The organism is Janthinobacterium sp. BJB446 (assembly GCF_002735655.1).
In the GTDB taxonomy this organism is placed as follows: Bacteria; Pseudomonadota; Gammaproteobacteria; order Burkholderiales; family Burkholderiaceae_D; genus Janthinobacterium; species Janthinobacterium lividum.
The window spans coordinates 1,453,153-1,476,312 of sequence record NZ_PDZK01000001.1; the positions used below are offsets into that span (position 1 = coordinate 1,453,153).

Consider the following 23,160-nt stretch of genomic DNA (forward strand, 5'->3'; position numbering starts at 1 on the left):
CGCGCGCCGTCCATGCACCGAAAGTGCCGGACCGTTGAAGGTGCATGCTGAACTGCAAGTGGATGCGGCCGGGACTTTTGCCTTGCATGTCAGCTTGCGCCGACATATTCAATCTTGGTTTTGACGTTTAACGACAGGAAACTGCAACATGACTGAAAAATTTGCATCGCAAACTTCCACCTCCGCTGACGATGGCATTTCCGCCATCGAGGCATATCTGAACAGTGCCGCCGCCGTGGCGCTGCAGCGCTTCACCGGCACGCCGGATGCCGATGTGCTCAACGGCACCACGGGCGCCGACGTGCTCGAAGGCCTGGCCGGCGACGATACGTATTATGTCAACGACAGCGGCGACGTGATCGTCGAGCTGGCCAATGGCGGCACCGATACCGTGTATACCAGCGTCAACTACACGGTGGCCGACAACGTCGAGAACGTGCGCCTCGCCGCCAGCGGCCTGACGGTGACGGGGAGCGCCAACACCAACAATATCTTTCATGTCAGCGTGGCCGGCGGGAATGTGCTCGACGGTGGCGGCACGGGCAACTCGGTCAATTACCTTGGCTCCAGCGCGGGCGTGACGGCCACCCTGTCAGGGGCGAGTGGTCCGGTGGCGGCAGCGCCGGGCAGCGATGTGCTGGTCAATTTCGCCAGCATCGTGGGCAGCAAGTTCGACGACGTCCTGACCGGCAATGAACTCAAGAACCTCCTGGTTGGCGGCATCGGCAACGACACCTTGCGGGGTGGCAAGGGCGACGATACGCTGCTCGGCGCGGTGGGCGACGACACCTATATTTTTGCCCGCGGTGACGGCGCCGATATCATCGCCGAGGTGGTCGAGGGCGGCGGCCACAATGTCGTTTCCTTCCTGGCCGGCGTCAGCGCCGACCAGCTGTGGTTCCGCCAGGTGGGCGTGAACCTGGAAGTGAGCACCATCGGCACGACCGACAAGATCACCATCAATGGCTGGTTCAGCGCGGGCATCGTTCCCCGCATCCAGGAATTCCGCACGGCCGACGGCCGCGTGCTGCTGGGCAGCGACGTGCAAAACCTGGTGCAGGCGATGGCGGGCCTGGCGCCGCCGCCGGCCGGCCAGCTGACCCTGCCACCGAACATCGCCGGCATCCTGGCCCCGGCACTGGCGCAGAACTGGCGCACCGAGGGAGCAGGCACGGTGAACCCTGACATCATCAAGGGCACGGCGGGTGCCGACGTGATGGTCGGCGGGGCCGGCGACGACATTTATTACGTCAACCATGGCAGCGACGTGGTGATTGAACAGCCTGGCGGCGGCCGCGACACCGTCTACACGACGGTCAGCTACACCATGGGCGCCAACGTCGAAGAGCTGCATCTGAGCGCGGCCGGCCTGGTCGTAAGGGGCAATGGCAGCGGCAACGTCTTCCACATCGATGTAGCCGGCGGCCACCTGGTGCAAGGCATCGGCAGCAACAATTCAGCCACCTATGCGGGTTCCAGGGCGGGCGCCACGGCGGCCATCGCCTCCATCAGCGGCACCCCCGTGACGCGCCCGGGCAGCGATGTGCTGGTCAATATTTCCAGCGTGACTGGCAGCGCTTATGACGACGTGTTGACAGGCAACGAACTGGCCAACACCCTGTCCGGCGGCCTCGGCAACGATACCTTGCAAGGCGGCAAGGGCGACGACTTCCTCGTCGGCGGGCTGGGTGACGATACCTATGTCTTTGCGCGTGGCGACGGCGCCGACATCATCGGCGAGCCTTCCGCCGATGCGAAATACGACAGCATCGCCTTCCTGGCTGGCGTCAATATCGACCAGCTGTGGTTCCGCCAGGTGGGCGCGGACCTGGAAGTGAGCACCATCGGCACCACGGACAAGATCACCATCCGCGGCTGGAGCATTGCCAAGCCGAACATCGAGGAATTCCGCACGGCCGCCGGCCACGTCATGCGCGGTGCCGACGTGCAGCTGCTGGTGCAGGCAATGGCGGGATTGACGCCGCCGCCGCTGGGCCAGCTGACCCTGCCGGCCGGCACGGCCGCCGCCCTGGCGCCCGTGCTGGCCCAGGCCTGGCATTTCAACGGTCCCACGCAGCCCACGGGGCAGCACTTTGTCGGCACGGCGGGCGCCGATGTCATCAACGGCAGCGCCGGCGCCGACCTGCTGGAAGGCCTGGGCGGCGACGACACCTATTACGTCAACCACGGGGGCGATTTCATCGTCGAACGGGGCAACGGCGGCAGCGATACGGTGTACACCAGCGTTGACTACAAGGTGGCCGACAACGTCGAGAATGTGCGCCTCATCGGCTCGGGCCTGACGGTAACGGGCAGCGCCTACAACAACAATGTCTTTTATGTCGATACGCCTGGCGGCAACGTGCTCGACGGCGGCGGGACCGGCAACACGCTCAACTACGCCAGCGCCACGGCAGGCGTGACGGCCACCTTCGCACCGGTCGGCGGCCCCATGATTGGGCGTCCGGGCGCCGACGTGCTGGCCAATTTCAACATTGTCATCGGCAGCAAGTTCGATGACGTGCTGACCGGCAATGAGGTCAAGAATATTCTCTTCGGTGGCCTCGGCAACGACACGTTCCATGGCGGCAAGGGCGACGATACCCTGGCTGGCGCGCAGGGCAACGATACCTATCTCTTCGCCCGCGGCGACGGCGCCGACATCATCGCCGAGGGCGTGGAGGCGGACAGCCACGATGTCGTTTCCTTCCTGGCCGGCGTCAGCGCCGAGCAGCTGTGGTTCCGCCAGGCGGGTGCAAACCTGGAAGTGAGCACCATCGGTACCACGGACAAGATTACCGTCAATAACTGGTACGCGGACACGCCCGTGCGCATCGAGGAATTCCGCATGGCCGATGGCAAAGTCTTGCTGGGCAGCGATGTGCAAAACCTCGTGCAGGCGATGGCGGGCTTGACGCCGCCGCCAGCGGGCCAGCTGACCTTGCCGGCCGGTACGGCCGCCATCCTGGCGCCGGTGCTGGCGCAGAACTGGCGCGCAGCGCCACCAGCGGCTGGCGCCAGCCAGGGCGGCTTCGGCGGTTGGCCAGCGGATCCGGCGCAGCTGGTGCAAGCCATGGCCGGCTTTGCCGTGCCGGCGGCCGCATCGGCGCCCTGGTCGGCGCCAGGCGCTGGGTCGGCGCAGATCCAGCTGGCGGCAGCGCATTGATCGCCCGCGTTGCTAGCTAGTTAGCTTCACCATCACGCAGCCGGACCGGGGTGACCCGCCACGGCCTGGCTGCGCCATTGAATCTCCGATATTGCCCGATGACAGTCCTCTCCTACCGCAACGATCCGCCTCCCATACAACCTGCGCCCGACACGGGCTTGCTGTCGCTGCTGCTGATGGCCAGCCTGCACGGCATCGCCGCCGACGGCGCCCAGCTCAAGCATGCCTTCGGCCAGGCCGTGTTCACGCGGCAAACCGTCCTGCTGGCCGCGAAACAGCTGGGCTTGACGGCCAAGCTGGTGCGCCAGGCGCCGACACGGCTGGCGCAATCGCCGCTGCCGGCCATCGCCATCGATACCGATGGCCGTTTTTTTATCCTTGGCAAGGTCGACACGGGCGATGACGGCGTGAGCAAGGTGCTGATCCAGCATCCGGGCCAGCCGCCGCAAATCCTTGGCCGCGAAGCGTTCCTTGCCGCCTGGACGGGGGAACTGATCTTTTTCACCAGCAAGGCCAGCTTTGCGGGCGAAACGGCCCGCTTCGACTTCAGCTGGTTCATCCCCGCCATCGTCAAATACCGCAGGTTGCTGGGCGAAGTGCTGCTGATTTCCTTCGTGCTGCAACTGATCGGCCTGGCCACGCCCCTGTTTTTCCAGGTGGTGATGGACAAGGTGCTGGTCAACCACGCCATGCAGACCTTGAACGTGGTGGCCATCGGCCTGGTCTGCGCCATCGTCTTCGAGGCCGTGCTCAGTCTCATCCGTACCTATGTCTTCGCGCGCACCAGCAGCAAGATCGACGTGGAACTGGGCGCGCGCCTGTTCCGCCACTTGCTGGCCTTGCCGATCGCCTACTTCCAGGCGCGCCGCGTGGGCGATTCCGTGGCGCGCATCCATGAACTGGAAAACATCCGTTCTTTTCTTACCGGCAACGCGATGACCCTGGTGCTGGACTTGCTGTTTTCCTTCATCTTCATCACCGCCATGCTGTGGTACAGCGTCGCGCTGAGCGTGGTCGTGCTCGTTTCCATTCCCGTCTACGCGGCCCTGTCGATGCTGCTCACGTCCGTGCTGCGGGGCCGCCTGAACGAGAAATTCAACCGCAGTGCGGAAAACCAGTCCTTCCTGGTTGAAACCATCAGCGGCGTCGATACGCTCAAGGCCATGGCCGTGGAACCGCGCTGGCAGCAGCAATGGGAAAAGCAGCTGGCCGGCTATGTCTCGGCGGGCTTGTCGGCGAATAACATCGGCATGCTGGCCAGCGGCGGCGTCACCCTGGTCAGCAAGCTGGTGACGGCGGCCATCATGTGGTGGGGCGCCACGCTCGTCATCGACGGCAAGATGACGGTGGGCGAACTGGTCGCCTTCAACATGCTGGCAGGGCAGGTGGCCTCGCCCATCCTGCGCCTGGCGCAGCTGTGGAACGATTTCCAGCAAGTGGGCATTTCCATGAGCCGGCTGGGCGATATCCTCAACGCCCGCACGGAAGCAGGCAGCCAGAAGGCGCGCCTGCCGCGCATCGCCGGCGCCATCGATTTCCAGCAAGTGGGCTTCCGCTACCGGCCCGATGCGGCCGAGGTGCTGCGCAATGTGTCGATTGCCATTGCACCTGGCGAAGTGATCGGCATCGTCGGGCGTTCCGGTTCCGGCAAGAGCACCCTGACGCGGCTGGCGCAGCGCCTGTATATTCCCGAGCGGGGCAAGGTACTGATCGACGGGCAGGATATCGCCGTCATCGACACGGCCTCGCTGCGGCGCCAGATCGGCGTGGTGCTGCAGGAAAACATCCTCTTTAACCGCTCCGTGCGCGACAACATCGCCCTGAGCGACCCGGCGCTGCCCATCGATGCCGTTATCGCCGTGGCGAAACTGGCCGGTGCCCACGATTTCATTTGCGAGTTGCCAGAAGGCTACGACACCATGGTGGGCGAGCATGGCACGGGCTTGTCGGGCGGCCAGCGCCAGCGCATCGCCATCGCCCGCGCCCTGATCGGCAATCCGCGCATCCTGATTTTCGATGAAGCGACAAGCGCGCTCGACTATGAATCGGAAAAAATCATCCAGGACAATATGCGCGGCATTTGCGCGGGTCGCACCGTGCTGATCATCGCCCACCGCCTGTCGGCCGTGCGCGAAGCGAACCGCATCGTGGTCATGGAGCGGGGGCAAGTGGCCGAACTGGGCACGCATGCGGCGCTGCTGGCGAACCCGGGCGGCATCTACGCCCATCTGTACAGTCTGCAGCAGGGCACGAGCGGGAGCGCTGCATGAGCGCCGGCCACCGTCTGGCCGCGTATGGCGAGCTGTTCAAACGCTACGGCCAGGTGCTGCGGCATAGCTGGCGCGACCGCGCCGCACTGCGCGGTCCCGTGCTCAGCGAAGACGAGGCGGCCTTCCTGCCGGCCGCGCTGGCGCTGCAGGAGCGGCCCGTGTCGCCATCGTTGCGCCTGACGGCCAGGGTGCTGATGCTGCTGGTCGGCTGCGTGGTGCTGTGGGCTGTCTTTGGCCAGGTCGACATCATCGTCAATGCGGCCGGCAAGATCATTCCGTCAGGCAACACCAAGACCATCGCCTCGGTCGACGTGGCGGCCGTGCGCGCCCTGCATGTGCGCGAGGGGCAGGCCGTGCAGGCGGGCCAGCTGCTGGTGGAGCTCGACAGCCGCGGTCCGGACGCCGAGCGCGACAAGGCCGCCGGCGACGCGGTGGCGGCCGCGCTGCAGATGGCCCGTTCGCGCGCGCTGATCGCCGCCATCGACACCTTGAATACGCCAAAGCTGGCGGCGCCCGATGGCGTTTCCGCCGCCCAGCGCGAGGAAGCGCAGGGCCACCTCGATGGCCAGTACGCGAGTTTCCGCGCCAGGCTGGCGCATCTCGACGGGGAAATCGCCCGCTATGCCCAGGCGCTGCCGCTGGCGGCGCGGCGCGCCGGCGATTACCGGGCCCTGCTGGCCACGCGCGACGTGGCCGAACACGCGTGGCTGGAAAAGGAGCAGGCGCGCATCGACCTGGCTGGCCAGCTGGCGTCGGCCCGCAGCGAGCGCGCGGCCCTGGTGGCGCAGACGCGCAAGGACGCCTACGACGCGCTGACGGAAGGGGCCAGAGTGGCGGCGGCCAGCGGCCAGGATGCGCGCCGCGCCGGCGCCCGCGGCAGCCTGCTGCGCCTGACGGCGCCCGTCGACGGCACGGTGCAGCAGCTGAAGCTGCATACGGTGGGCGGCGTGGTGCCGGCCGCGCAGGCGCTGATGCAGATCGTGCCACGCCAGGGCAGGCTGGAAATCGACGCCGTGCTGGAAAACCGCGACGTCGGCTTCGTCCAGGAAGGGCAGGTGGTGGCCGTCAAGGTCGACGCCTTCGACTACACAAAGTACGGCACCGTGCCCGCCGTCGTCCGCAGCGTCTCGCGCGACGCCATCGAAGACGAGAAAAAGGGTCTAGTGTATGCCGTGAAAATCACGCTGCAGCAGCCGGCCATGGTCATCGACGGCAGATTGGTGCCGCTGTCGGCCGGCATGGCGGTGCGAGCGGAAATCCGCACGGGGACGAGAAGGGTGATCGAATACGTGCTCTCGCCGCTGGTGCAGCACCAGAAGGAGGCGCTGCATGAACGCTAGATGCCGCGCCGCCTGGCTCGCCGCTGGCCTGTGCCTGTGCGTGGCCGCCGCGCCAGTCGGGGCCCAGCCCCTGGACGCCGCGCCATGCCCATCCACGCATGATGCTGGTGTGCTGCTGACCGTGCCTTTGACCCTGCCGGCGGCCGTCGACCTGGCCCTGTGCCATAACGCGCAAGTGCACGGCGCCTGGGCCGGCATCCGGCTGCAGGCGGCCGGGCTGGGCGAGGCCAAAGCCGCCTATCTGCCGACCCTGAATGCGGGCGCGAGCCGGGTGCACGACCGCACGGCCTATCCGGGCTCCAGCACTGCTTCCGGCAGCTTGAACAGCAATACGGCCTCGCTGAATCTGTCCTGGCGCCTGTTCGACTTTGGCGGGCGCGCGGCGGGCCAGCGTTCGGCACAGGCCTTGCTTGACGCGGCCCTGGCGAACCGCGACGCCGTGCTGCAAAAGACCCTGGCGGCCACCGTCAGCGCGTATTTCGAGGCGCAGACGGCGCGTGCCAGCGTGCGGATGCGGCAGGAATACCAGGCGCTGGCCAATGAAACGGTGCTGGCCACGCAGCGCCGCGCGCAGCGGGGACTCGGCTCTCACAGCGACACACTGCAGGCGACGAGCGCCCTGGCCAAGGCGTCCCTGGGCGCCAGCCGCGCCGACGGCGAGTTCCAGAAGGCCCGCGCCGTGCTGGTATATACCCTGGGCTTGCCGGCCGATGCTGGCGTGATCCTGGACGACGATGCGGATGGCGCGGCGGCGGGCTTGCGCGAGGGTATGCAAGATGAGTTGCAAGCCTGGCTGGCGCTGGCCCAGGCGCAACATCCGGCCATCCTGGCCGCGCAGGCGCAGCTGGCGGCGGCGCGCGAAAGGGTGGACGTGACCCGGTCGGAGGGCCGTCCCAGCATCGACCTGACGGCCAATCTCTACCAGAACGGCCGGCCCAACCAGGGCTTGTCCGCCGCTTCCACGCGCGAAACCCTGGTGGGCATCTCATTGAACATCCCCCTGTTCGACGGTTTTGCGCGCCAATACAAGGTGCGCGGCGCATTGGCGCAGGCCGGACAAAGGGAAGCCGAGGCCGAGGAAGTGCGGCAGCAGACCCTGATGGCACTCGTGAAAACGCATGCGGAGGCCAGCACGGCGCTGTCCAACCTGGCCGCCTCGCAGGCGTGGCTGGACGCGGCGCGCGATGCCCTGGCCAGCGTGCAGCGCAAGTTCGGCCTGGGCGCGGCGGATATCCTGGAAATGCTGAATACCCAGTCGGCGCTGCTCGAGGCGCAGCAGGAGCGCATCCGTTGCCAGGCGGAATGGCGTTCGGCCCGGCTGCGCCTTCTGGCCAGCGCCGGCGTGCTGGGGCGGGACGATATCCCGGACGGTGGCGTTAAAAGCGGCGGCAAACAGCGCGCCTCGACGGCGCAATAATGACTATATTGGAGGCTGGCCTTCCCGCGCGGGGAGGTGTTGCGATCGACCAAGGGAGACATCATGCACAGCATACAAAAGATTACCCCGTGTTTATGGTTCAACGGCCACGCCGAGGCGGCGGCCCTGTTTTATACGGGGATTTTCCCCAATTCGAAGATCGGCCAGATCCTGCGCTATGGCGAGGAGGGCAGGGAAGTCCACGGCCAGGAGCCTGGCAGCGTGCTGACGGTGGCGTTCGAACTCGACGGCCAGACGTTCACGGGCCTGAACGGCGGCCCCCTGTTCCAGTTTTCCGAAGCGATCTCGTTCCAGGTCAATTGCGAGACCCAGGACGAGGTCGACCACTACTGGAACCAGCTGTCCGAAGGCGGGCCGCCGGAAGCCCAGCAGTGCAGCTGGCTCAAGGACCAGTTCGGCGTGTCCTGGCAAATCGTGCCCACCATCATGATCAAGCTGTTGACGGACCCCGATCCCGTCAAGGCCCAGCGCGTGATGAAAGCCATGATGGGCATGAAAAAGATCAACATTGACGAGATCAAGCGGGCCTACGCGGGCTAGTCTGGCCGATCGGGCGGGTGGAGCGGGGCGCACGCCAGCGGCGCGCCCTGTCCAAGATGGCCGGCATTTGCTATAGTCCCAGCCATCTTTCCATCCGCTTACAGACCCTGCCATGACCACAAGCACCAGCAGCACCATCGCGCCCCGCACCTTCGGCACGCCCCTGTCTTCCACCGCCATCAAGGTCATGCTGCTGGGTTCCGGCGAACTGGGCAAGGAAGTGATCATTTCACTGCAGCGACTGGGCGTGGAAGTGATCGCCGTCGACCGCTATCCGAACGCGCCGGGCCATCCGGTGGCGCACCGCTCGCACGTGATCGACATGAGCGACGGCGTGGCGCTGGCAGCCCTGATAGCCCTGGAAAAGCCGGACTTGATCGTGCCGGAAATCGAAGCCATCGCCACCGACACCCTGGCGGCGCTGGAAGCAGCGGGGCAAATCACGTGCATCCCGAATGCCCGGGCGGCAGTGCTGACGATGAACCGCGAAGGCATCCGCACCCTGGCGGCGGAAACCCTGGGCGTGGCGACGTCGCCGTACCGCTTCGCCAGCAGCCTGCAGGAGTTGCAGGCCGCTTGCCAGGAAATCGGCTTCCCATGCGTCGTGAAACCCGTGATGTCCTCGTCGGGCAAGGGCCAGTCCAAGCTCGATAGCGCGCAAGACGTGGAAACGGCATGGGCGTATGCGGCCAGCGGCAGCCGTGTCGATACGGGCCGTGTCATCGTCGAGGGTTTCATCGACTTCGATTACGAGATCACCCTGCTGACGGTGCGCGCCGTCGGCGCTTCGGGACAGGTCGAGACGCAGTTCTGCGAGCCGATCGGCCATTTGCAGGTGCATGGCGACTACGTGGAATCGTGGCAGCCGGCGCGCATGGCGCCGCTGGCCCTCGAGCGTTCGCGCGACATCGCCCGCAAGGTGACGGACAACCTGGGCGGCCTGGGCCTGTTCGGCGTGGAGCTGTTCGTCAAGGACGACATGGTGTGGTTCTCGGAAGTGAGCCCCCGTCCGCACGACACGGGCATGGTTACCATGGCCAGCCAGGTGCAGAGCGAATTCGAGCTGCACGCGAAAGCCATCCTCGGCTTGCCCGTCAATGTGGCGCTGCGCTCGCCTGGCGCCTCGGCCGTCATCTATGGCCAGCTGGAAGCGAAAGGCATCGCCTTCGAAGGCGTGGCCGATGCCTTGAGCGTGCCGGGCGCGGACTTGCGCCTGTTCGGCAAGCCGGAATCGTTCGCCCGCCGCCGCATGGGCGTGGCGCTGGCCACGGCCGACGATATCGATACGGCCCGCGCGCGCGCCGTGCTGGCCGCTTCCAAAGTGAAACCGGTCGCCCGCTGATGGCAGAGGCCAGCCTGCCGCAGGCCGACGCCGGCGGCGACGACGTCAAGCGCAAGCTGCGCGGCCACATCGCGCGGCGCAACCTGGCCGGCGCCGCCAACGACTGCAAGTGGAACGAACTGCTGGCCTTCATGCGCGGGCAGCCCGATTGGGCGCCGTCGTACCGTTACGGCTCCGTCACCGGCTATGTGTCGCGCTGGGATACTGAATGGGATTACCACCCGCCGTTCCCGTTCATGGGCGTGGAGTGGCTGGACATCAGCCTGTATTCGGAAGAACACGTGGCCATGCTGCTGCCCAAGAAGATCATCGACCACGGCGTGTGGATCGTGCCGGAACTGGAACGCATCGGCTTCGATTTCGAAGTGCGCGACCGGGTGGCGCGCATCTGGGGCTATTTGCCCCGTTCCTACGACGACTTTCCTCCCGCCGACTAATTCAAAGAGTATTCTCATGCCTGAAAACGCTATCCCCCAAGTACCGCAACCTGACGACGCCGTCGTCGGCAAGGAGGCGGGCGCGCAGATGCTGGCCACGGCCTGCGCCGCGCGCGACGCCTTTTATGCCACCCTGGGCGCCATGGACGCCGACGTGCTGGCGCCGCTGGTCAACCCGGCCTTCATGGGCGGCCCGCGCTGGCCATCGTTGCGCCAGGCCTGGAGGGTGATCCGACGGAGTGATTCCATCCTCATCGCCAGCGATGGCTTGAGCGATCCGTTCGAGGATGACGACGACGTGTTCGTCCCGCGCGGCCATCTGCTGGAAGTGTGCATCGAGGCGCCGCTGTCCGCCTTCGACGGCAAGGAAGTGGCGCATTCCTGGCTCTTCGACGTCATTTACCAGGTCAGCCAGAACGTGGCCGACCATGGCTCCATCGATTTGCTGGTGCAGCGCCATGGCAGCGTGTCGATGGCGCTGGACTTGCAGCAGGCACCGGAGGGACTGGAAGACGAAAACGAACAGGTGGCTGTGCTGCTGGCCCAGGGCGTGGCCACCATTCCCCCATCCTTCGCCACGCCATATGGCGACGTGATGCTGCTCACCGTCACCGTGCTGCAGCCGGCCGAACTGGCGTACATCAGCGAGGCCGAAGACAAGGCCCGATCGCGGCGCGACCTGGCCGCCGCGCTGGCCGTGTCGCCGACGGGACATCTGAGCGTGGCCAGGCGGCCGGCCGTCATTCCCCGCTAGGCTGTTCGACGGGCGGCACGGCCGGTTCTTGCGGTGTTTCCTTCGCTTCCATGACGGCCGGCGGCGGCTCACGCCACTTGCCCGCCGCCTTCAGCTTGTTCTTCAGCCCCGGCAGGGGAAACCCCAGCGCATAGGCTTTTTGCGCGTGCACGCTGGCCTTCTCGTATTCCTTCTTCTTCACATACATCAGGCCCAGGTTGTACTGGATGGTGGCCTGCTCGGGCGCCAGGCGGCTGGCCGCGTCCAGCTGTTCCAGCGCCGTCGCGTCCTGGCCCGTGGAGAGCAAATAGCTGCCATACACCATGCGCGCCGTCACGTCGTGCGGCGCGAAGGCGATCGCCCGCTCAAAATAGCAGCTGACCGTGTAGCGGGCGCCGGGCGGCTGCGCGCTTTTCAGGCGCAAGCCCAGCTTGGCCATCGAGGCCAGCGCCCGGTGGTGATTCGGGAAGTGCTCCAATGTGTAGCTGATGTCGGCGCCCAGGCTGCCCGTCAGGCCCTGCGCGAGCGTTTCCACTGCCCGCGAAAAATGGAACTTTTCGACCACGGACAGGCCCTCGCGGTCTTGCGCGCTCGTATAGTCGCCGCCCGGCGTATGCTTGACGTAGGGCGGGCAATCGGCGGCGCTGGCGCCGGCGCAGCAGGCGGCGAGGGCGCAGGCTAACAAGGGATGCTTCATGTCGGGCTCCTGTGACTGACCTGGTCCAGCAAATCGGCCAGGGCGTTGCTGCGGGCTTGCCGCGATTGCAGGGCGATGGCGGCGGGGCTGGCCAGCGGTGCGCGCCCCTGGCGCGCCAGTTCCAGGAAGCGCAGCAGGGCGCGCGCGCAGTCGCTGCTCGACGCCAGCTGGCCGATGGTGTCGATGCCGCAGTGGCGCAGCTTGGCCGCGCTGTCGCCCGCCAGGTCGGTCAGCGCGAGGATGGGCCGGCGGCAGCGCAGGTATTCGTACAGCTTGGCGGGAATCTGTCCGTTGCAGTTGGCCGCCTGCAGCAGCAGCAAGCCGTCCGCGGCCTGCATTTCCTGCAGCGCCGCGCCGTGCGGCTGCAAGGGTTCCAGGCGCACCAGGTCGAGGATGCCGTATTTCACCAGCAATCGCGCCAGCCACGCATCGTGGCCCGTGGCGCGCAGCACCAGCTGGAAATTGCGGGCATGCAGCACGCCGTCGCGCCGCAGCCGCGCCAGGGCTTCGAACAGCGCTTGCGGATCGCGCTCGGACGGGTAGATCACGCCGCTGTGCAGCAGCAGGAAGCGGCTGCGCTGGCCGCGCGGCCCGTCCTGCGGCGCGGCGCCCTCGTCATCGTCGTGGCCATTTTCGATCAGGCGGAAGCGTTCGCGCCCCACCTGCGCCAGGCGCCGCTGGTGCGCCGCGATGGCGCCCGGCGTGGTGCAGACGATGGCCGCGCTGCGCGCCGCGATGCGCTGTTCGATCCACGCATGCATGCGGTGCAGGCGCGGCTCGGGCGGATACGGCGCCAGCGGGTCGCTGTCATCGAGCATGGGGTCGCGCTGGTCGGCGACCCATGGCAGGCCGCTGAGTTTTTGCAGGGTCAGCGCGATCAGGTGCGCCGTGGCGATCGGATACGTCGACCAGATGGCGTCGGGGCGGTATTGCCGGATCATGCGCAGGCCGGCCGGCACGGCGCTCAGCCACCAGGAACTCCAGCGGTCGGGCAGCGCCAGGCAGCGCGGGTAGCGCCCGGCGATGGCCAGGTGGCGCGCCGCGTCCAGCGCCAGGGTGCGCCGCACGGTGGCTTGCGCGCCGATCTGCGCCAGCTGCGTATCGCCCCGCTGCGCATATGCGAACGGCGCGGGACTGAGCACGAGCGGCTGCCAGCCGCAGTCGGGCAAATGTCGGGCAAAGCCCAGGGTGCGCAGGATGCCGCTGCCGCCGGCCAGCGGCGGAAAATGGTAGGCGACCATCAGCACCCGTTTTGGTCGGCCCGCGTTCGGTCGGGCCGCGTTCGGCGAGGTCCTTACCATGACCGCAGCCACCGCGCGCACAGCTGCTCCACTTCGCCGCGCCAGGCGGCGCTGGCGAACGTATGGTTGGCGCCATCGACCTGCGCCTGCGTCCATTGCGGGCGGGCGGCCACGGCGCGCCAGGCAGGATCGCCATCGAGCAGGGCTTGCCACTCGCGCGCGCCCAGGTCGTCGCCGCTGAGGACCAGCAGCACCTTGCCCTGGAATTGCGCCAGCGCCCGCAGCAGGGCTGGCGCGGGCGCGTCGTCTTCCGGCGTTGCCGGTTCTTGCGTGGCGGCCGCCACCTGCCGCAGCGAGGCCAGGCTGGCGCCCAGTCGCAATCCGCCGCTGGCCAGCTTGCGCCAGAAACCGCCTTGCAGCAGGCGTGGCAGATAATAGTGGCGCAGGGTGGCGCGCGCCAGGCCGGCGCTGCTGCGCACCCACGGGTTGAGCAGGATCAGCGCTTTGACGCGCGCGTCATGCGGCGCATGGCAGGCGGCGGCCGTGGCGCCGTCGCACAAGCCCCACAGCGCCACTTCGCGCAAGGCCGGCACGGCATCGAAGAATTGCGCCAGCGCGCCCGCGATGTCGGGACCGGCGGCGCGGTAATCGCGCGCGCTGCCCTCGCTGTCGCCCATGCCGCGCAAGTCGAAACGCAGCACGGGCCAGCCTTGCGCAGCCAGGGCGCGGGCCAGCAAGACGAACTGGCGGTGGCTGCCGGCGCGGTACTGCGGTCCGCCCGTGACGATCAATACGCCGCGCCGGCCCGGCACGTCGGGCAGGCTGAGGATGCCGGCCAGGCGCGCCTGCGCCTCGCTGTCTTCAGCTGTGCTGCGAAAGCGCAGGGCCAGCTCGCGCACGGCGTGCGCCGCGGGGTGCTGCAGGCCGTCGTCGCGCTTCATGGCGGGGGCCTTTCCTCGTCGAGCCAGTCGCGGCACAGTTTCCGCGTGGCGTACAGCAGTTGCGGACATGCCAGCAGTTCACCGCTGTGCCAGAACGGGCCGTCATCGAAGCTGGCCACATGCACGGCGGCGCCGCGTTCGCGCCATTGCCGGGCCAGCAGCGGCGGCGACCACGGGCCCGTTTGGTCCGCCGCGTGGTAATCGAGCCAATAGACGGGCACGCAAGGCAGCAGCGTCGACGCGTTGACACCGTCGATGGCCTGCGCCAGTTCGGGCGCCAGCAGGTAGCCGGCCACTTCCACAGGTTCACTTTCCGCCAGTGCGGCGCGCGCCTGGCCGGGCGCTTCCTGTGTAGTCCCGGCCAGCATGCGGGTCGCCAGGCGCAGGCGCAGGAAGCGGTCGATGCTGCGCCGCCCGTCGAGTTCCGGTTGCCACAGCAGCAAGCGCGCCAGGGGCAGCGGCGGGCGGCTGGCGAAATCGAGGGCCAGCAGGGCGCCCAGGCGCAAGCCCCACACGGTCAAGGGGCCGTCGACCCGCTGCGCCATCCACGCGCAAGCCAGGTGCAGGTCGTTGTGCCAGATGTCCCAGCGCGCTTCGCCAAAGTCGCCGCTGCTGTCGCCGCAGCCAAACAGGTCGATCTGCAGCACGCTGTAGCCGGCGGCGGCAAAGGCGCGCGCCTGCGCGGCGGCCACGTGGCGGCTTTTATTGAGCTCTTCGGCGAATGGATGGACGTAGAGGATGCCGCCGCGCGCGGCCTGGCCCGGCGGCGGCAGGTGCAGCAGGCAGTAGCGCTGGCCGCCGCTGGCGGGCAGGAAGAAGGGCAGCAGCGGCAGCGCATCGAGGGCGGCGCGGTTCATGGTCGCAGCTTTGCAAACACGAAATCGTGCAGGGTGCCCACGGTGGCAAAGTGGCGCGCATGGATGTCGTCGTCGGCGACGCTGATGCCGAAATGGTCTTCCAGCGCGGCGATCACGCCGATCACGGCCATCGAGTCGAGTTCCGGCACGCTGCCCAGGAGCGGCGTGTGGGCCTCCAGCACGCGCCCGTTCAAGCCCAGGGTGGTGTCGAGGATGTGCTTTACTGCTTCAAGATGCGGCATGTCAGCTCCAGGGAAGGGTAGTGCGGCAGGGACGACGTATCGAAGGCCAGGCAGGGGATATCGCCGGGGCGGCGCGACAGGTGCAGGTAAGGCGGCAGGCTGGCGGCCATGGCTTGCCAGCGGCCGCAGCGGATAAACGTGGCCGTGCCCAGCGCGTGCGTGCCCAGGCGCGCATGGGCGCCCAGCGAGGCGCGGTTGAAGCGCGAAATGCGGCTGCACGACCAGCGCACGCCCTGCGCGTACAGCACGGCGTTGGCTTCTTCCCACAGGCGCGCGAAGACCAGGCCGCCCCGTTGTTCCGGATGCACCCACACGTCCAGGTCCCAGGACGACTGCTGCGACGCCAGTGCATAGCGGGCGCGCACCTCGTCTTCCTGGCAGCCGTGGCGCAGCAGCCAGATCCAGCCGGCCATGCCGGTCTTGTTCCGCGCCACCAGGCATTGCGCACCCTGGCGATAGCGTTCGCCCAGCGCGCCGGGCCGGCGCTCGGGACCGGGGGGCAAGTCCGCTTCCGCCAGGCAGGGCGTCACCGTGATCGACTGGCCGCGCCCGCGGCACAGCGAACCGGGCGCCACGGCTTGCGCGACGAATTGATAACGATATAGCGCGCAGCGCCCGCCCGGCATGCGGGCCAGCAGCCGGGCCACGGCCAGCCAGGCGCTGTCGCGCCAGCCCAGCTGGCGAAGGCTGTCGGCTAGCCGTTGCAGCAAAGGAAATTCCGGGGACAGGGCCATGGCGGTCGAGGAGGGGGGCGGCTATGCAGCCAACGCTGTCCATTAGAGCGCAGCGGCCCGGGGCCGATGTTGCGCGGCCTCAAGCATTGCGCCGGATCGGCGGCCGGCCGCCGCGAGAGGCGCTTACTTGATAAAAATCAACACTGCCGCGCCCGTTTGTCCCAATCATAGGGGATGCATGACCTGGCATGCCGAGCAGAGGGCGAAACGATGGCGACACTGATACACGATCTGATCTTCGAAACGGCGCAGCGCGCACCCCACGCGCCGGCCCTGTCGTGGCAGGGCGAGGAAATAGGCTATGCCGCGCTGGCGCAGTCCGTGCGCGAGGCGGCCGGCACCCTGCTGACCCTGGGCTTGCAGCGTGGCGCGCGCGTGGCCGTGTACCTGGAAAAACGCCCGGAAAACGTCAGCGCCATGTTCGGTACGGCTGCCGCCGGCGGCGTGTTCGTGCCCGTCAATCCGCTGCTCAAGCCGGACCAGGTGGCCTACATCCTGGCCGATTGCAATGTGACCATCCTCGTCACGTCGCGCGAACGCCTGGCGCAGCTGGGTCCGGCGCTGGCTGCCTGTCCGGACTTGCGGACGGTGCTGCTGACGGGTGAAGGGCATGCGGAGTCCCGCCTTGACAAGGTCCGCGTGCTGCCGTGGACTGCGGTGCCCGCCAATGTGCCCGCCTTTGGTGCGCCCGTACCCAAGCCGCATGCGGCGATCGACATCGATATGGCCGCCATTTTATATACCTCCGGCAGCACGGGGCGGCCGAAAGGCGTGGTGCTGTCGCACCGCAACATGCTGGCGGGCGCGCTCAGCGTGTCGGGCTATTTGCGCAACGCGCCGGAGGACCGCATCCTGTGCGTCCTGCCGCTCAGTTTTGATTATGGCCTGAGCCAGCTGACGACGGCGTTTGCCAGCGGCGCCTGCGCCGTACTGATGAATTATCTGCTGCTGCGCGATATCGTCGAAGCCGTGGAGCAGGAAGCCATCACGGGCCTGGCCGCCGTGCCGCCCCTGTGGGTGCAGCTGTCGCAGCTGAGCTGGCCATTGTCCACGCCCTTGCGCTACATCACCAATTCGGGCGGCGTGATGCAACGCTCCACGCTCGACAAGCTGCGCCAGTCGTTGCCGCGCACGCAGGTCTACCTGATGTATGGCTTGACGGAAGCGTTCCGCTCGACCTATTTGGCGCCGGAACAGCTGGAGCGGCGCCCCGATTCCATCGGGCAAGCGATTCCCAACGCGGAAGTGCTGGTGCTGCGTCCGGATGGCAGCGTGTGCGACGCGGACGAGCCGGGCGAGCTCGTGCACCGCGGCGCGCTGGTGGCGCTCGGCTACTGGAACGATGCGGCGCGCACGGCCGAGCGCTTCAAACCGCTGCCGCCGCAGGCCAGCGGCCTGGTGCTGCCGGAACTGGCCGTCTGGTCGGGCGACACGGTGCGCCGCGATGCGGATGGCTATCTGTATTTCGTGGGCCGCAGCGACGACATGATCAAGACGTCCGGCTACCGGGTCAGCCCGGCCGAGATCGAGGAAGTGGCGTATGCAAGCGGGCTGGTGGGCGAAGCGGCCGCGCTGGGCTTGCCCCACGCCGTGCTGGGCCAGGCCATCGCCTTGCTCGTCACGCCCGCGCCCGGTGTGGAATTGCTGCGCGACAGCGTGCTGGCCGCCTGCCGCGCCCGCTTGCCCAGCTATATGGTGCCGTTGTGGGTGGAAATCCGCAACGGCGTGCTGCCGCGCAATCCGAACGGCAAGATCGACCGTCCCTTGCTGGCCAGGGAACTGGCACGCGCGTATGCGGTCCAAACAGGAGATGCCGCATGAAGGACTTGATCCACTCGAACAATACGGAATTGCCGCCGCACCCACCGCTGCGCCAGTTTGCCGTGGAAAACGACATGCTGCTGGTCGGCGGCATGCCCCTGCGCCGGCTGGCCCAGCGGGTAGGCAGCACGCCGTTCTATGCCTATGACCGGGCGCACATCACGCGCCGCGTGGCGGAACTGCGCGCCGCCTTGCCCACTGGCGTGCACGTGCATTACGCCATGAAGGCCAACCCCATGCCTGCCGTGGTGCAGTGGCTGGCGGGCTTGGTCGATGGCATCGACGTGGCCTCGGGCGGGGAACTGGCCACGGCGCTCGATACGCCCATGCCGGCCGAGCGCATCAGTTTTGCGGGACCGGGCAAGAGCGATGGCGAACTGGCGCGGGCCGTGGCGGCTGGCGTGCTGATCAACGTGGAGTCTGGCGCCCAGCTGGAAAGGGTGGCGCTGGCCAGTGAACGGCTGGGCGTGACGGCCAGGGTGGCCGTGCGTGTGAATCCCGATTTCGCCTTGCGCCGCACGGGCATGCGCATGGGCGGCGGCGCGCAGCCGTTTGGCGTCGATGCGGCCCTGGTGCCGGCATTGCTGGGCCGCATCGGCCAGCTGGGGCTGGATTTTCACGGCTTTCACCTGTATGCGGGGTCGCAAAGCCTGTCGGCGACTGCCCTGGCCGAAGCGCAGGCCCTGAGCGTGCAACTGGCCCTGCAACTGGCCGACAGCGCGCCATCGCCCTTGCGCACCCTGAATATCGGCGGCGGCTTTGGCGTACCGTATTTTCCCGGCGACCAGGCGCTCGACCTGGCGCCCGTCGCCGCAGGCTTGCAGCGGCAGCTCGCCATCCTGGCCCAGGCGGCACCGGGCGCGCGCTTGAACCTGGAGCTGGGCCGCTATCTGGTGGCCGAGGCGGGCGTGTACGTGTGCAAGGTGATCGAACGCAAGGTGTCGCATGGACAAGTGTTTCTGGTGACGGATGGCGGCTTGCACCATCATTTGGCGGCCTCGGGCAATTTTGGCCAGTTGATCCGCAAGAATTATCCGGTCGCCATCGGCAACCGGCTGCAGGGCGGGGCGCGCGAAGTGGCGTCCGTCGTGGGACCGTTGTGCACGCCGCTGGACTTGCTGGCCGACCAGATGGAGATGGCGCGCGCCGAAGAGGGCGACCTGGTGGTGGTGTTCCAGTCGGGCGCGTATGGCTTGACGGCCAGTCCGACGGCCTTTCTCGGCCATCCGCTGCCGGCCGAGGTACTCGTATGAGCGGCCTGTGCGGTTGGTTGGCGATGGCGGGCGGGGGGGATGCCGGCGGCAGCGCAGCCGATGGCGCAGCCCAGGCCGCCTTGGCCAGCATGGCGGCGCCCTTGTCGCGCTTCGATAGCGCGCCCTTGGCCGCCAGCTTGAGCGAAGTGGGCGGGGTGGCCGTGGCCGCCATCGACGGCAGTCGTCATGTGTACCAGCAAGATGGCTTGCAGGTGGCCATCTGGGGCCGGCCCGAACTCGACGGCTCGGCGGACGACGTGGCATGCCGCCTCGCTTCCCTGTGGCTGAGCCGGGGCGTGGCGGCTTGCGCCAGCCTGTCGGGGCCATTTGCGCTGGCCATTCTCGACGCCTTTTCCGGCTCGGCCCTGCTGGCCGTGGACCGTGCCGGCATGCACCCGCTCAGCTACGCGAACAATGCGCAAGGCTTGTTCTTTGCTTCCTCGCATGACGCCTTGCTGGCCCATCCGTCCGTGCGGGGGGCGCTCGATCCGCAAGCCCTGTATCACTATTTGTTCTTCCACATGGTGCCTGGCCCGGCCACGGCCTATCTTGGCCAGCAGCGCTTGTTGCCCGGTGAATACCTGCATGTGCGGGGTGGCAAGCAATGCAAGGGCAGCTACTGGCAACTGGCCTTCCAGGAGCCGGCTGCACGCACGCGCACGCGGGCCAGCTTTGCCAGCAACAAGCAGGAATTCCTGCGCCTGTTGCGCCAGGCCGTGGAAAGCGGCCTGGGTGCGGATGGGGCGGACACGGGCGCGTTTCTCAGCGGCGGCACGGACAGTTCCACCCTGGCCACCATCATGGGCCAGGTGACGGGCCGGCCCGCGCGCACGTATTCCATCGGTTTTGACGCGCCCGGCTATGATGAAATGGCGTATGCGCGCCTGGCCGCCAGCCATGCGGGCAGCATCCACCACGAACGCTACGTGACGCCAAACGACGTGCTGGCCGCGATTCCCGCCATGGCGGCCATTTTCGACCAGCCTTTCGGCAATGCCTCGGCCATTCCCGCCTACTATTGCGCGCAGATGGCGCGCGAGGATGGCGTGACGCGCCTGCTGGGCGGCGACGGCGGCGATGAATTGTTTGGCGGCAATGAGCGCTATGCGCACCAGGCCTTGCTGTCGCAGTACGAGCGCTTGCCCGTCATGTTGCGCCAGGCCATCATCGAGCCGCTGCTGTTCCGCGAGCGCGCGGGCAAACCGTGGCGGCTGGGCGACAAGGCGCGCCGCTACATCGAGCAGGCCAGCCTGCCGCTGCCGGCCCGCCTCGACAGCTACAACCTGCTGCTGCGCCATGGCTACCGCACGGTGCTGGAAGCGGGTTTTATCGACACCATCGACCCGGGCATGGCGCCTGGCTGCGTGAATGGCGCGTATTGGGAACGCCAAGGCCAGGGCTTGAGCCAGATCAATGAATTGCTGGCGCTGGACATGCGGTTTACCTTGGCCGACAACGACCTGTTCAAGGTGCGCAAGGCGTGCGAACTGGCCGGCGTGGAAGCGGCGTTTCCCTTCCTGCACGATGCGATGGTGGCGTTCGCTGCACGCCTGGCGCCGCAAGATAAGCTCGACGGCATGCGCCTGCGGCCTTTCTTCAAGCGGGCGCTGGCGGAAATCCTGCCGCCGGCCATCGTGCGCAAGAAAAAGCACGGCTTCGGCTTGCCTTTCGGCCAGTGGCTGCACAGCCACGTGCCGCTGCGCGAGTTTGCCTTCGACAATCTGACGCAGCTGCGCGGGCGCGGCATCGTGCGGCCCGCCTTCATCGACGATCTGCAAGGGCGCTTGCTGGCGGAACACCCTGCCTATCACGGCACCATGGTGTGGCTGCTGCTGATGCTGGAACAGTGGCTCAGCCAGCATCCGGGCGCGCTGGGTGCGCTTGGCGGCGGTTTTGCCGCATGCGCCACAGAAACGCCAGGCGTCCTCGATCCCACGGCGTAAAGCGGGGCAACTGCAGCAGGTCGAGTCCCGCGCCGGGGCGCGCCACGCCCCAGTCCGTGGCGACGGCCGCCTTGAAACCGAGGTCTTTGACCATGGCGACGTGCGGCGCGCCGTAGTCGCGTCCGGCCTTGCCATTCGGATAGGCAAACAGGGAGACGGGCGCCTGGATCAGCGCTTCCAGCTGCTGCTTGCCATGGGCGATGTCGCGCTGCGCCGCCCGCTCCGCCAAGGTGGACAGGATCGGATGGCTGGCCGTGTGCGCGCCCAGTTCCATGCCGCCCGCCTGCAGCTGGCGCAGCTGCGCCGTGCTCAGCATCGCCGCCGGGCCCGCCGTGGCGCCCGCCTGGCGGCGGATCTGTATGGCCAGCTGCTGGCGCCGGGCAAATGGCTGGTATTTGAGCTGGCCCAGCAAGGTGGCGACGGCCGCCTGCCGCTGTGCCAGGCTGGCGACGGGGAACGTTCCCAGGCCGTGTACGCGCAAGTCCAGCATGGGGCCGGCCGCCTGGCGCACGGCCTCGACCACCGTATCGTTCCACATCTGTCCGCCGTCCAGATAGCCCGTGGCGATAAAGAATGTGGCGTGCAAGCCATGGCGCAGCAGCAATGGCAGGGCCACTTGCGCATTGTCCGCATAGCCATCGTCAAAAGTGATGCAGGCGGCGCGGGGCGGCAGGCGGCCATCCTGCAAGCGCCGCACGGCATCGCTGAGCGGCAGCGGCGTATAGAAACGTTGCAACAGGCGCAGCTGGCGCTGGAACAGGGCCGCATCCACTTCGCCGGGAAACAGCGGATCGGGCCGCGCCAGCACGCGGTGGTAGATCAGGATGGACAGCGTCGCCGTCATGGCTGCTCCGCCACCGTTGCCCGCGCCTTAGCCGGGCGGGATGCAAGGGCCGGCGCCTGCTGTTCGACGATGATGCGCGTGGCGATCAGGGCGGCCATCAGGTAATACGGCATGTCGAAGTACAGCAGGCTGAGGAAGGCGCCCCCCACGGCAAAGCCGATCAGGCTGGCTTGGCTCATGGTGGCCAGGCCGTGCGCCCAGCGCAATTCCGGCTTGCCCCGCGTGCGGCGGATGATGGCGGCCGCCGTGCGCCAGGTGGCGATGCCCAGCGCCAGGTAAATGAAGAGGCCGACGAAGCCGTGTTCGCCCAGCGCCTGGAAATAGATGCTGTGCGCCGCATGCACATCCGTGGGAATGGGCGCATAGCGGGCAAAGATGGCGGCGTCGGAGACGTCGAAGCCGCCGCCGAGAAAACGGTCGCGCGCCAGGTTCCAGGCCATGCGCCAGGCATTCAGGCGGCCCATGGCGGACACATCGTCCTGATACGTGTTGATGGTGTCCATGCGTTCGGCCCAGCGCTCGGGCATGAAGGCCAGCAACAGCGGCGTGACCGTGCCGAGCAGCGCGCCCAGCACCATCTTGCGCTCGCTTTTCAGCCACATGAACAGGCCCATGGCGGCGATGGCCAGCAGCGCGCCGCGCGAATACGAACCCAGCGCGGATAGCGCGGACAGCAGCATGGCCGCCGACAGGCCGTGGCGATGCCAGCGCTTGTCCGTGTTTTGCTGCAGATAATACATGAGGGGGATGGTGATGATCAGGGCCAGGGCCAGCGCATTGTTATCGCCAATAAACGTTTCTTCCGGCCCCCAGACCCGCTCCGTGCCGCCGCTGCGGATGGTGAAGATGCCGCCTTTCACGCCGTAGTAGCCGATCGAAACCACCAGCACCCAGACCAGGCGCACGATGTCCTGCCGCGTGCGTATCACCATCATCACCACAAAGCTCATCAGCATGATCTTCATGACCTTGTTCCACTGCACCCACGACGACTCGGGCAGCAAGGCGAACGGCGCCGTCAGGTTCATCCACGCGACGAACAGCAGCAGCAGCACGCTGATGGGCGTCAGGGGCAGGTTTTTCGGCTCGCGCGTCATCACGAGGCTGACCAGGGTGGCGATGGCGATGATGAAGGCGAACGGCATGTGGGTGGCGAAACCCCAGCCCTGCGTGTGCGGGTTCATGACGCTGACCCAGACCCACATCAGGCCGCCGATGGCCGGCGCCTTCAGGATGAAGGGCAGCGAACCCAGGATGATGATTGTGATCAGTATGTCGCGCATGAAGGGGGACGCTCCTGGTGTTGCCTGGGTTGGCAAGG

At 67.4% G+C, this 23,160-nt stretch carries 19 protein-coding genes; 11 read left to right on the plus strand and 8 right to left on the minus strand.

Annotation, left to right across the window (positions count from 1 at the left end):
- Positions 1-148 precede the first annotated feature (148 nt).
- The 8 genes from CSQ92_RS06380 (at position 149) to CSQ92_RS06415 (ending at position 11,287) form a co-directional block, all read left to right on the plus strand.
- Complete coding sequence (locus CSQ92_RS06380) at positions 149-3,166, plus strand: calcium-binding protein (RefSeq protein ID WP_099393568.1); 3,018 nt, start codon at positions 149-151, stop codon at positions 3,164-3,166.
- Between the two features lie 98 nt (positions 3,167-3,264).
- Positions 3,265-5,436, plus strand: a complete 2,172-nt coding sequence (locus tag CSQ92_RS06385; RefSeq protein ID WP_099393569.1) for a type I secretion system permease/ATPase — start codon at positions 3,265-3,267, stop codon at positions 5,434-5,436.
- The gene (locus tag CSQ92_RS06390; RefSeq protein WP_099393570.1) at positions 5,433-6,776 is read left to right on the plus strand and encodes an HlyD family type I secretion periplasmic adaptor subunit; all 1,344 of its coding nucleotides are present in this window, start codon (positions 5,433-5,435) and stop codon (positions 6,774-6,776) included. Before CSQ92_RS06385 ends, CSQ92_RS06390 begins: the two co-directional genes overlap by 4 nt.
- Positions 6,766-8,193 carry a TolC family protein gene (locus tag CSQ92_RS06395; RefSeq protein ID WP_099393571.1) on the plus strand — a complete coding sequence of 476 codons (1,428 nt, stop codon included), beginning with the start codon at positions 6,766-6,768 and terminating at the stop codon, positions 8,191-8,193. Before CSQ92_RS06390 ends, CSQ92_RS06395 begins: the two co-directional genes overlap by 11 nt.
- Positions 8,194-8,256: 63 nt before the next feature.
- A complete protein-coding gene (locus tag CSQ92_RS06400) occupies positions 8,257-8,754 on the plus strand; it encodes a VOC family protein (RefSeq protein ID WP_099393572.1) in 498 nt (165 codons plus the stop codon).
- 112 nt (positions 8,755-8,866) lie between these two features.
- Positions 8,867-10,096 (plus strand): formate-dependent phosphoribosylglycinamide formyltransferase, encoded by a 1,230-nt coding sequence (gene purT, locus CSQ92_RS06405; RefSeq protein ID WP_071653317.1) that lies wholly within the window; start codon positions 8,867-8,869, stop codon positions 10,094-10,096.
- Positions 10,096-10,533, plus strand: coding sequence for a DUF6678 family protein (locus tag CSQ92_RS06410; RefSeq protein ID WP_099393573.1), 438 nt, complete (start codon positions 10,096-10,098; stop codon positions 10,531-10,533). Before purT ends, CSQ92_RS06410 begins: the two co-directional genes overlap by 1 nt.
- 16 nt (positions 10,534-10,549) lie before the next feature.
- A complete protein-coding gene (locus CSQ92_RS06415; RefSeq protein ID WP_099393574.1) occupies positions 10,550-11,287 on the plus strand; it encodes a hypothetical protein in 738 nt (245 codons plus the stop codon).
- On the opposite strand, the gene CSQ92_RS06420 is transcribed toward CSQ92_RS06415, so the two are convergent.
- Genes CSQ92_RS06420 through CSQ92_RS06445 form a run of 6 tightly spaced genes read right to left on the minus strand, consistent with a single transcriptional unit; the run spans position 11,274 to position 15,978 of the window.
- Positions 11,274-11,963: an ABC transporter permease gene (locus tag CSQ92_RS06420; protein ID WP_180276952.1), complete on the minus strand. Its 690-nt coding sequence runs from the start codon at positions 11,961-11,963 to the stop codon at positions 11,274-11,276. The genes CSQ92_RS06415 and CSQ92_RS06420 overlap by 14 nt on opposite strands.
- Entirely contained in the window at positions 11,960-13,204 is a 1,245-nt protein-coding gene (locus CSQ92_RS06425) for a glycosyltransferase (protein ID WP_099393575.1), read from the minus strand. The genes CSQ92_RS06420 and CSQ92_RS06425 overlap by 4 nt, the downstream gene beginning before the upstream one ends.
- Positions 13,205-13,257: 53 nt before the next feature.
- Complete coding sequence (locus CSQ92_RS06430) at positions 13,258-14,145, minus strand: hydrolase 1, exosortase A system-associated (RefSeq protein WP_099393576.1); 888 nt, start codon at positions 14,143-14,145, stop codon at positions 13,258-13,260.
- Positions 14,142-15,002, minus strand: a complete 861-nt coding sequence (locus tag CSQ92_RS06435; protein WP_092604829.1) for a hydrolase 2, exosortase A system-associated — start codon at positions 15,000-15,002, stop codon at positions 14,142-14,144. Before CSQ92_RS06435 ends, CSQ92_RS06430 begins: the two co-directional genes overlap by 4 nt.
- The gene (locus tag CSQ92_RS06440; protein ID WP_070254372.1) at positions 14,999-15,244 is read right to left on the minus strand and encodes an acyl carrier protein; all 246 of its coding nucleotides are present in this window, start codon (positions 15,242-15,244) and stop codon (positions 14,999-15,001) included. The genes CSQ92_RS06435 and CSQ92_RS06440 overlap by 4 nt, the downstream gene beginning before the upstream one ends.
- The gene (locus CSQ92_RS06445) at positions 15,223-15,978 is read right to left on the minus strand and encodes a hypothetical protein (RefSeq protein ID WP_099387701.1); all 756 of its coding nucleotides are present in this window, start codon (positions 15,976-15,978) and stop codon (positions 15,223-15,225) included. The genes CSQ92_RS06440 and CSQ92_RS06445 overlap by 22 nt, the downstream gene beginning before the upstream one ends.
- 210 nt (positions 15,979-16,188) lie before the next feature.
- On the opposite strand from CSQ92_RS06445, the gene CSQ92_RS06450 reads away from it, so the two are divergent.
- From CSQ92_RS06450 to CSQ92_RS06460, 3 genes are read left to right on the plus strand one after another with little or no spacing between them, the layout of a single operon-like run.
- A complete protein-coding gene (locus tag CSQ92_RS06450; protein WP_099393577.1) occupies positions 16,189-17,799 on the plus strand; it encodes an acyl-CoA ligase (AMP-forming), exosortase A system-associated in 1,611 nt (536 codons plus the stop codon).
- Positions 17,796-19,052 carry a pyridoxal-dependent decarboxylase, exosortase A system-associated gene (locus CSQ92_RS06455; RefSeq protein WP_099393578.1) on the plus strand — a complete coding sequence of 419 codons (1,257 nt, stop codon included), beginning with the start codon at positions 17,796-17,798 and terminating at the stop codon, positions 19,050-19,052. Before CSQ92_RS06450 ends, CSQ92_RS06455 begins: the two co-directional genes overlap by 4 nt.
- On the plus strand, positions 19,049-20,995 hold the full coding sequence (locus CSQ92_RS06460) for an asparagine synthetase B family protein (RefSeq protein WP_099393579.1): 1,947 nt from the start codon (positions 19,049-19,051) through the stop codon (positions 20,993-20,995). Before CSQ92_RS06455 ends, CSQ92_RS06460 begins: the two co-directional genes overlap by 4 nt.
- On the opposite strand, the gene CSQ92_RS06465 is transcribed toward CSQ92_RS06460, so the two are convergent.
- Positions 20,904-21,839, minus strand: coding sequence for a polysaccharide deacetylase family protein (locus CSQ92_RS06465; protein ID WP_099393580.1), 936 nt, complete (start codon positions 21,837-21,839; stop codon positions 20,904-20,906). The genes CSQ92_RS06460 and CSQ92_RS06465 overlap by 92 nt on opposite strands.
- Entirely contained in the window at positions 21,836-23,122 is a 1,287-nt protein-coding gene (locus CSQ92_RS06470; RefSeq protein ID WP_099393581.1) for a putative O-glycosylation ligase, exosortase A system-associated, read from the minus strand. Before CSQ92_RS06470 ends, CSQ92_RS06465 begins: the two co-directional genes overlap by 4 nt.
- Positions 23,123-23,160: the final 38 nt, after the last annotated feature.

Coding starts and splice junctions, on each gene's coding strand:
- CSQ92_RS06380 (WP_099393568.1), top strand. CDS start 149: ATGACTGAAAAATTTGCATCGCAAACTTCCACCTCCGCTGACGATGGC.
- CSQ92_RS06385 (WP_099393569.1), top strand. CDS start 3,265: ATGACAGTCCTCTCCTACCGCAACGATCCGCCTCCCATACAACCTGCG.
- CSQ92_RS06390 (WP_099393570.1), top strand. CDS start 5,433: ATGAGCGCCGGCCACCGTCTGGCCGCGTATGGCGAGCTGTTCAAACGC.
- CSQ92_RS06395 (WP_099393571.1), top strand. CDS start 6,766: ATGAACGCTAGATGCCGCGCCGCCTGGCTCGCCGCTGGCCTGTGCCTG.
- CSQ92_RS06400 (WP_099393572.1), top strand. CDS start 8,257: ATGCACAGCATACAAAAGATTACCCCGTGTTTATGGTTCAACGGCCAC.
- purT (WP_071653317.1), top strand. CDS start 8,867: ATGACCACAAGCACCAGCAGCACCATCGCGCCCCGCACCTTCGGCACG.
- CSQ92_RS06410 (WP_099393573.1), top strand. CDS start 10,096: ATGGCAGAGGCCAGCCTGCCGCAGGCCGACGCCGGCGGCGACGACGTC.
- CSQ92_RS06415 (WP_099393574.1), top strand. CDS start 10,550: ATGCCTGAAAACGCTATCCCCCAAGTACCGCAACCTGACGACGCCGTC.
- CSQ92_RS06420 (WP_180276952.1), bottom strand. CDS start 11,963: ATGAAGCATCCCTTGTTAGCCTGCGCCCTCGCCGCCTGCTGCGCCGGC.
- CSQ92_RS06425 (WP_099393575.1), bottom strand. CDS start 13,204: ATGGTCGCCTACCATTTTCCGCCGCTGGCCGGCGGCAGCGGCATCCTG.
- CSQ92_RS06430 (WP_099393576.1), bottom strand. CDS start 14,145: ATGAAGCGCGACGACGGCCTGCAGCACCCCGCGGCGCACGCCGTGCGC.
- CSQ92_RS06435 (WP_092604829.1), bottom strand. CDS start 15,002: ATGAACCGCGCCGCCCTCGATGCGCTGCCGCTGCTGCCCTTCTTCCTG.
- CSQ92_RS06440 (WP_070254372.1), bottom strand. CDS start 15,244: ATGCCGCATCTTGAAGCAGTAAAGCACATCCTCGACACCACCCTGGGC.
- CSQ92_RS06445 (WP_099387701.1), bottom strand. CDS start 15,978: ATGGCCCTGTCCCCGGAATTTCCTTTGCTGCAACGGCTAGCCGACAGC.
- CSQ92_RS06450 (WP_099393577.1), top strand. CDS start 16,189: ATGGCGACACTGATACACGATCTGATCTTCGAAACGGCGCAGCGCGCA.
- CSQ92_RS06455 (WP_099393578.1), top strand. CDS start 17,796: ATGAAGGACTTGATCCACTCGAACAATACGGAATTGCCGCCGCACCCA.
- CSQ92_RS06460 (WP_099393579.1), top strand. CDS start 19,049: ATGAGCGGCCTGTGCGGTTGGTTGGCGATGGCGGGCGGGGGGGATGCC.
- CSQ92_RS06465 (WP_099393580.1), bottom strand. CDS start 21,839: ATGACGGCGACGCTGTCCATCCTGATCTACCACCGCGTGCTGGCGCGG.
- CSQ92_RS06470 (WP_099393581.1), bottom strand. CDS start 23,122: ATGCGCGACATACTGATCACAATCATCATCCTGGGTTCGCTGCCCTTC.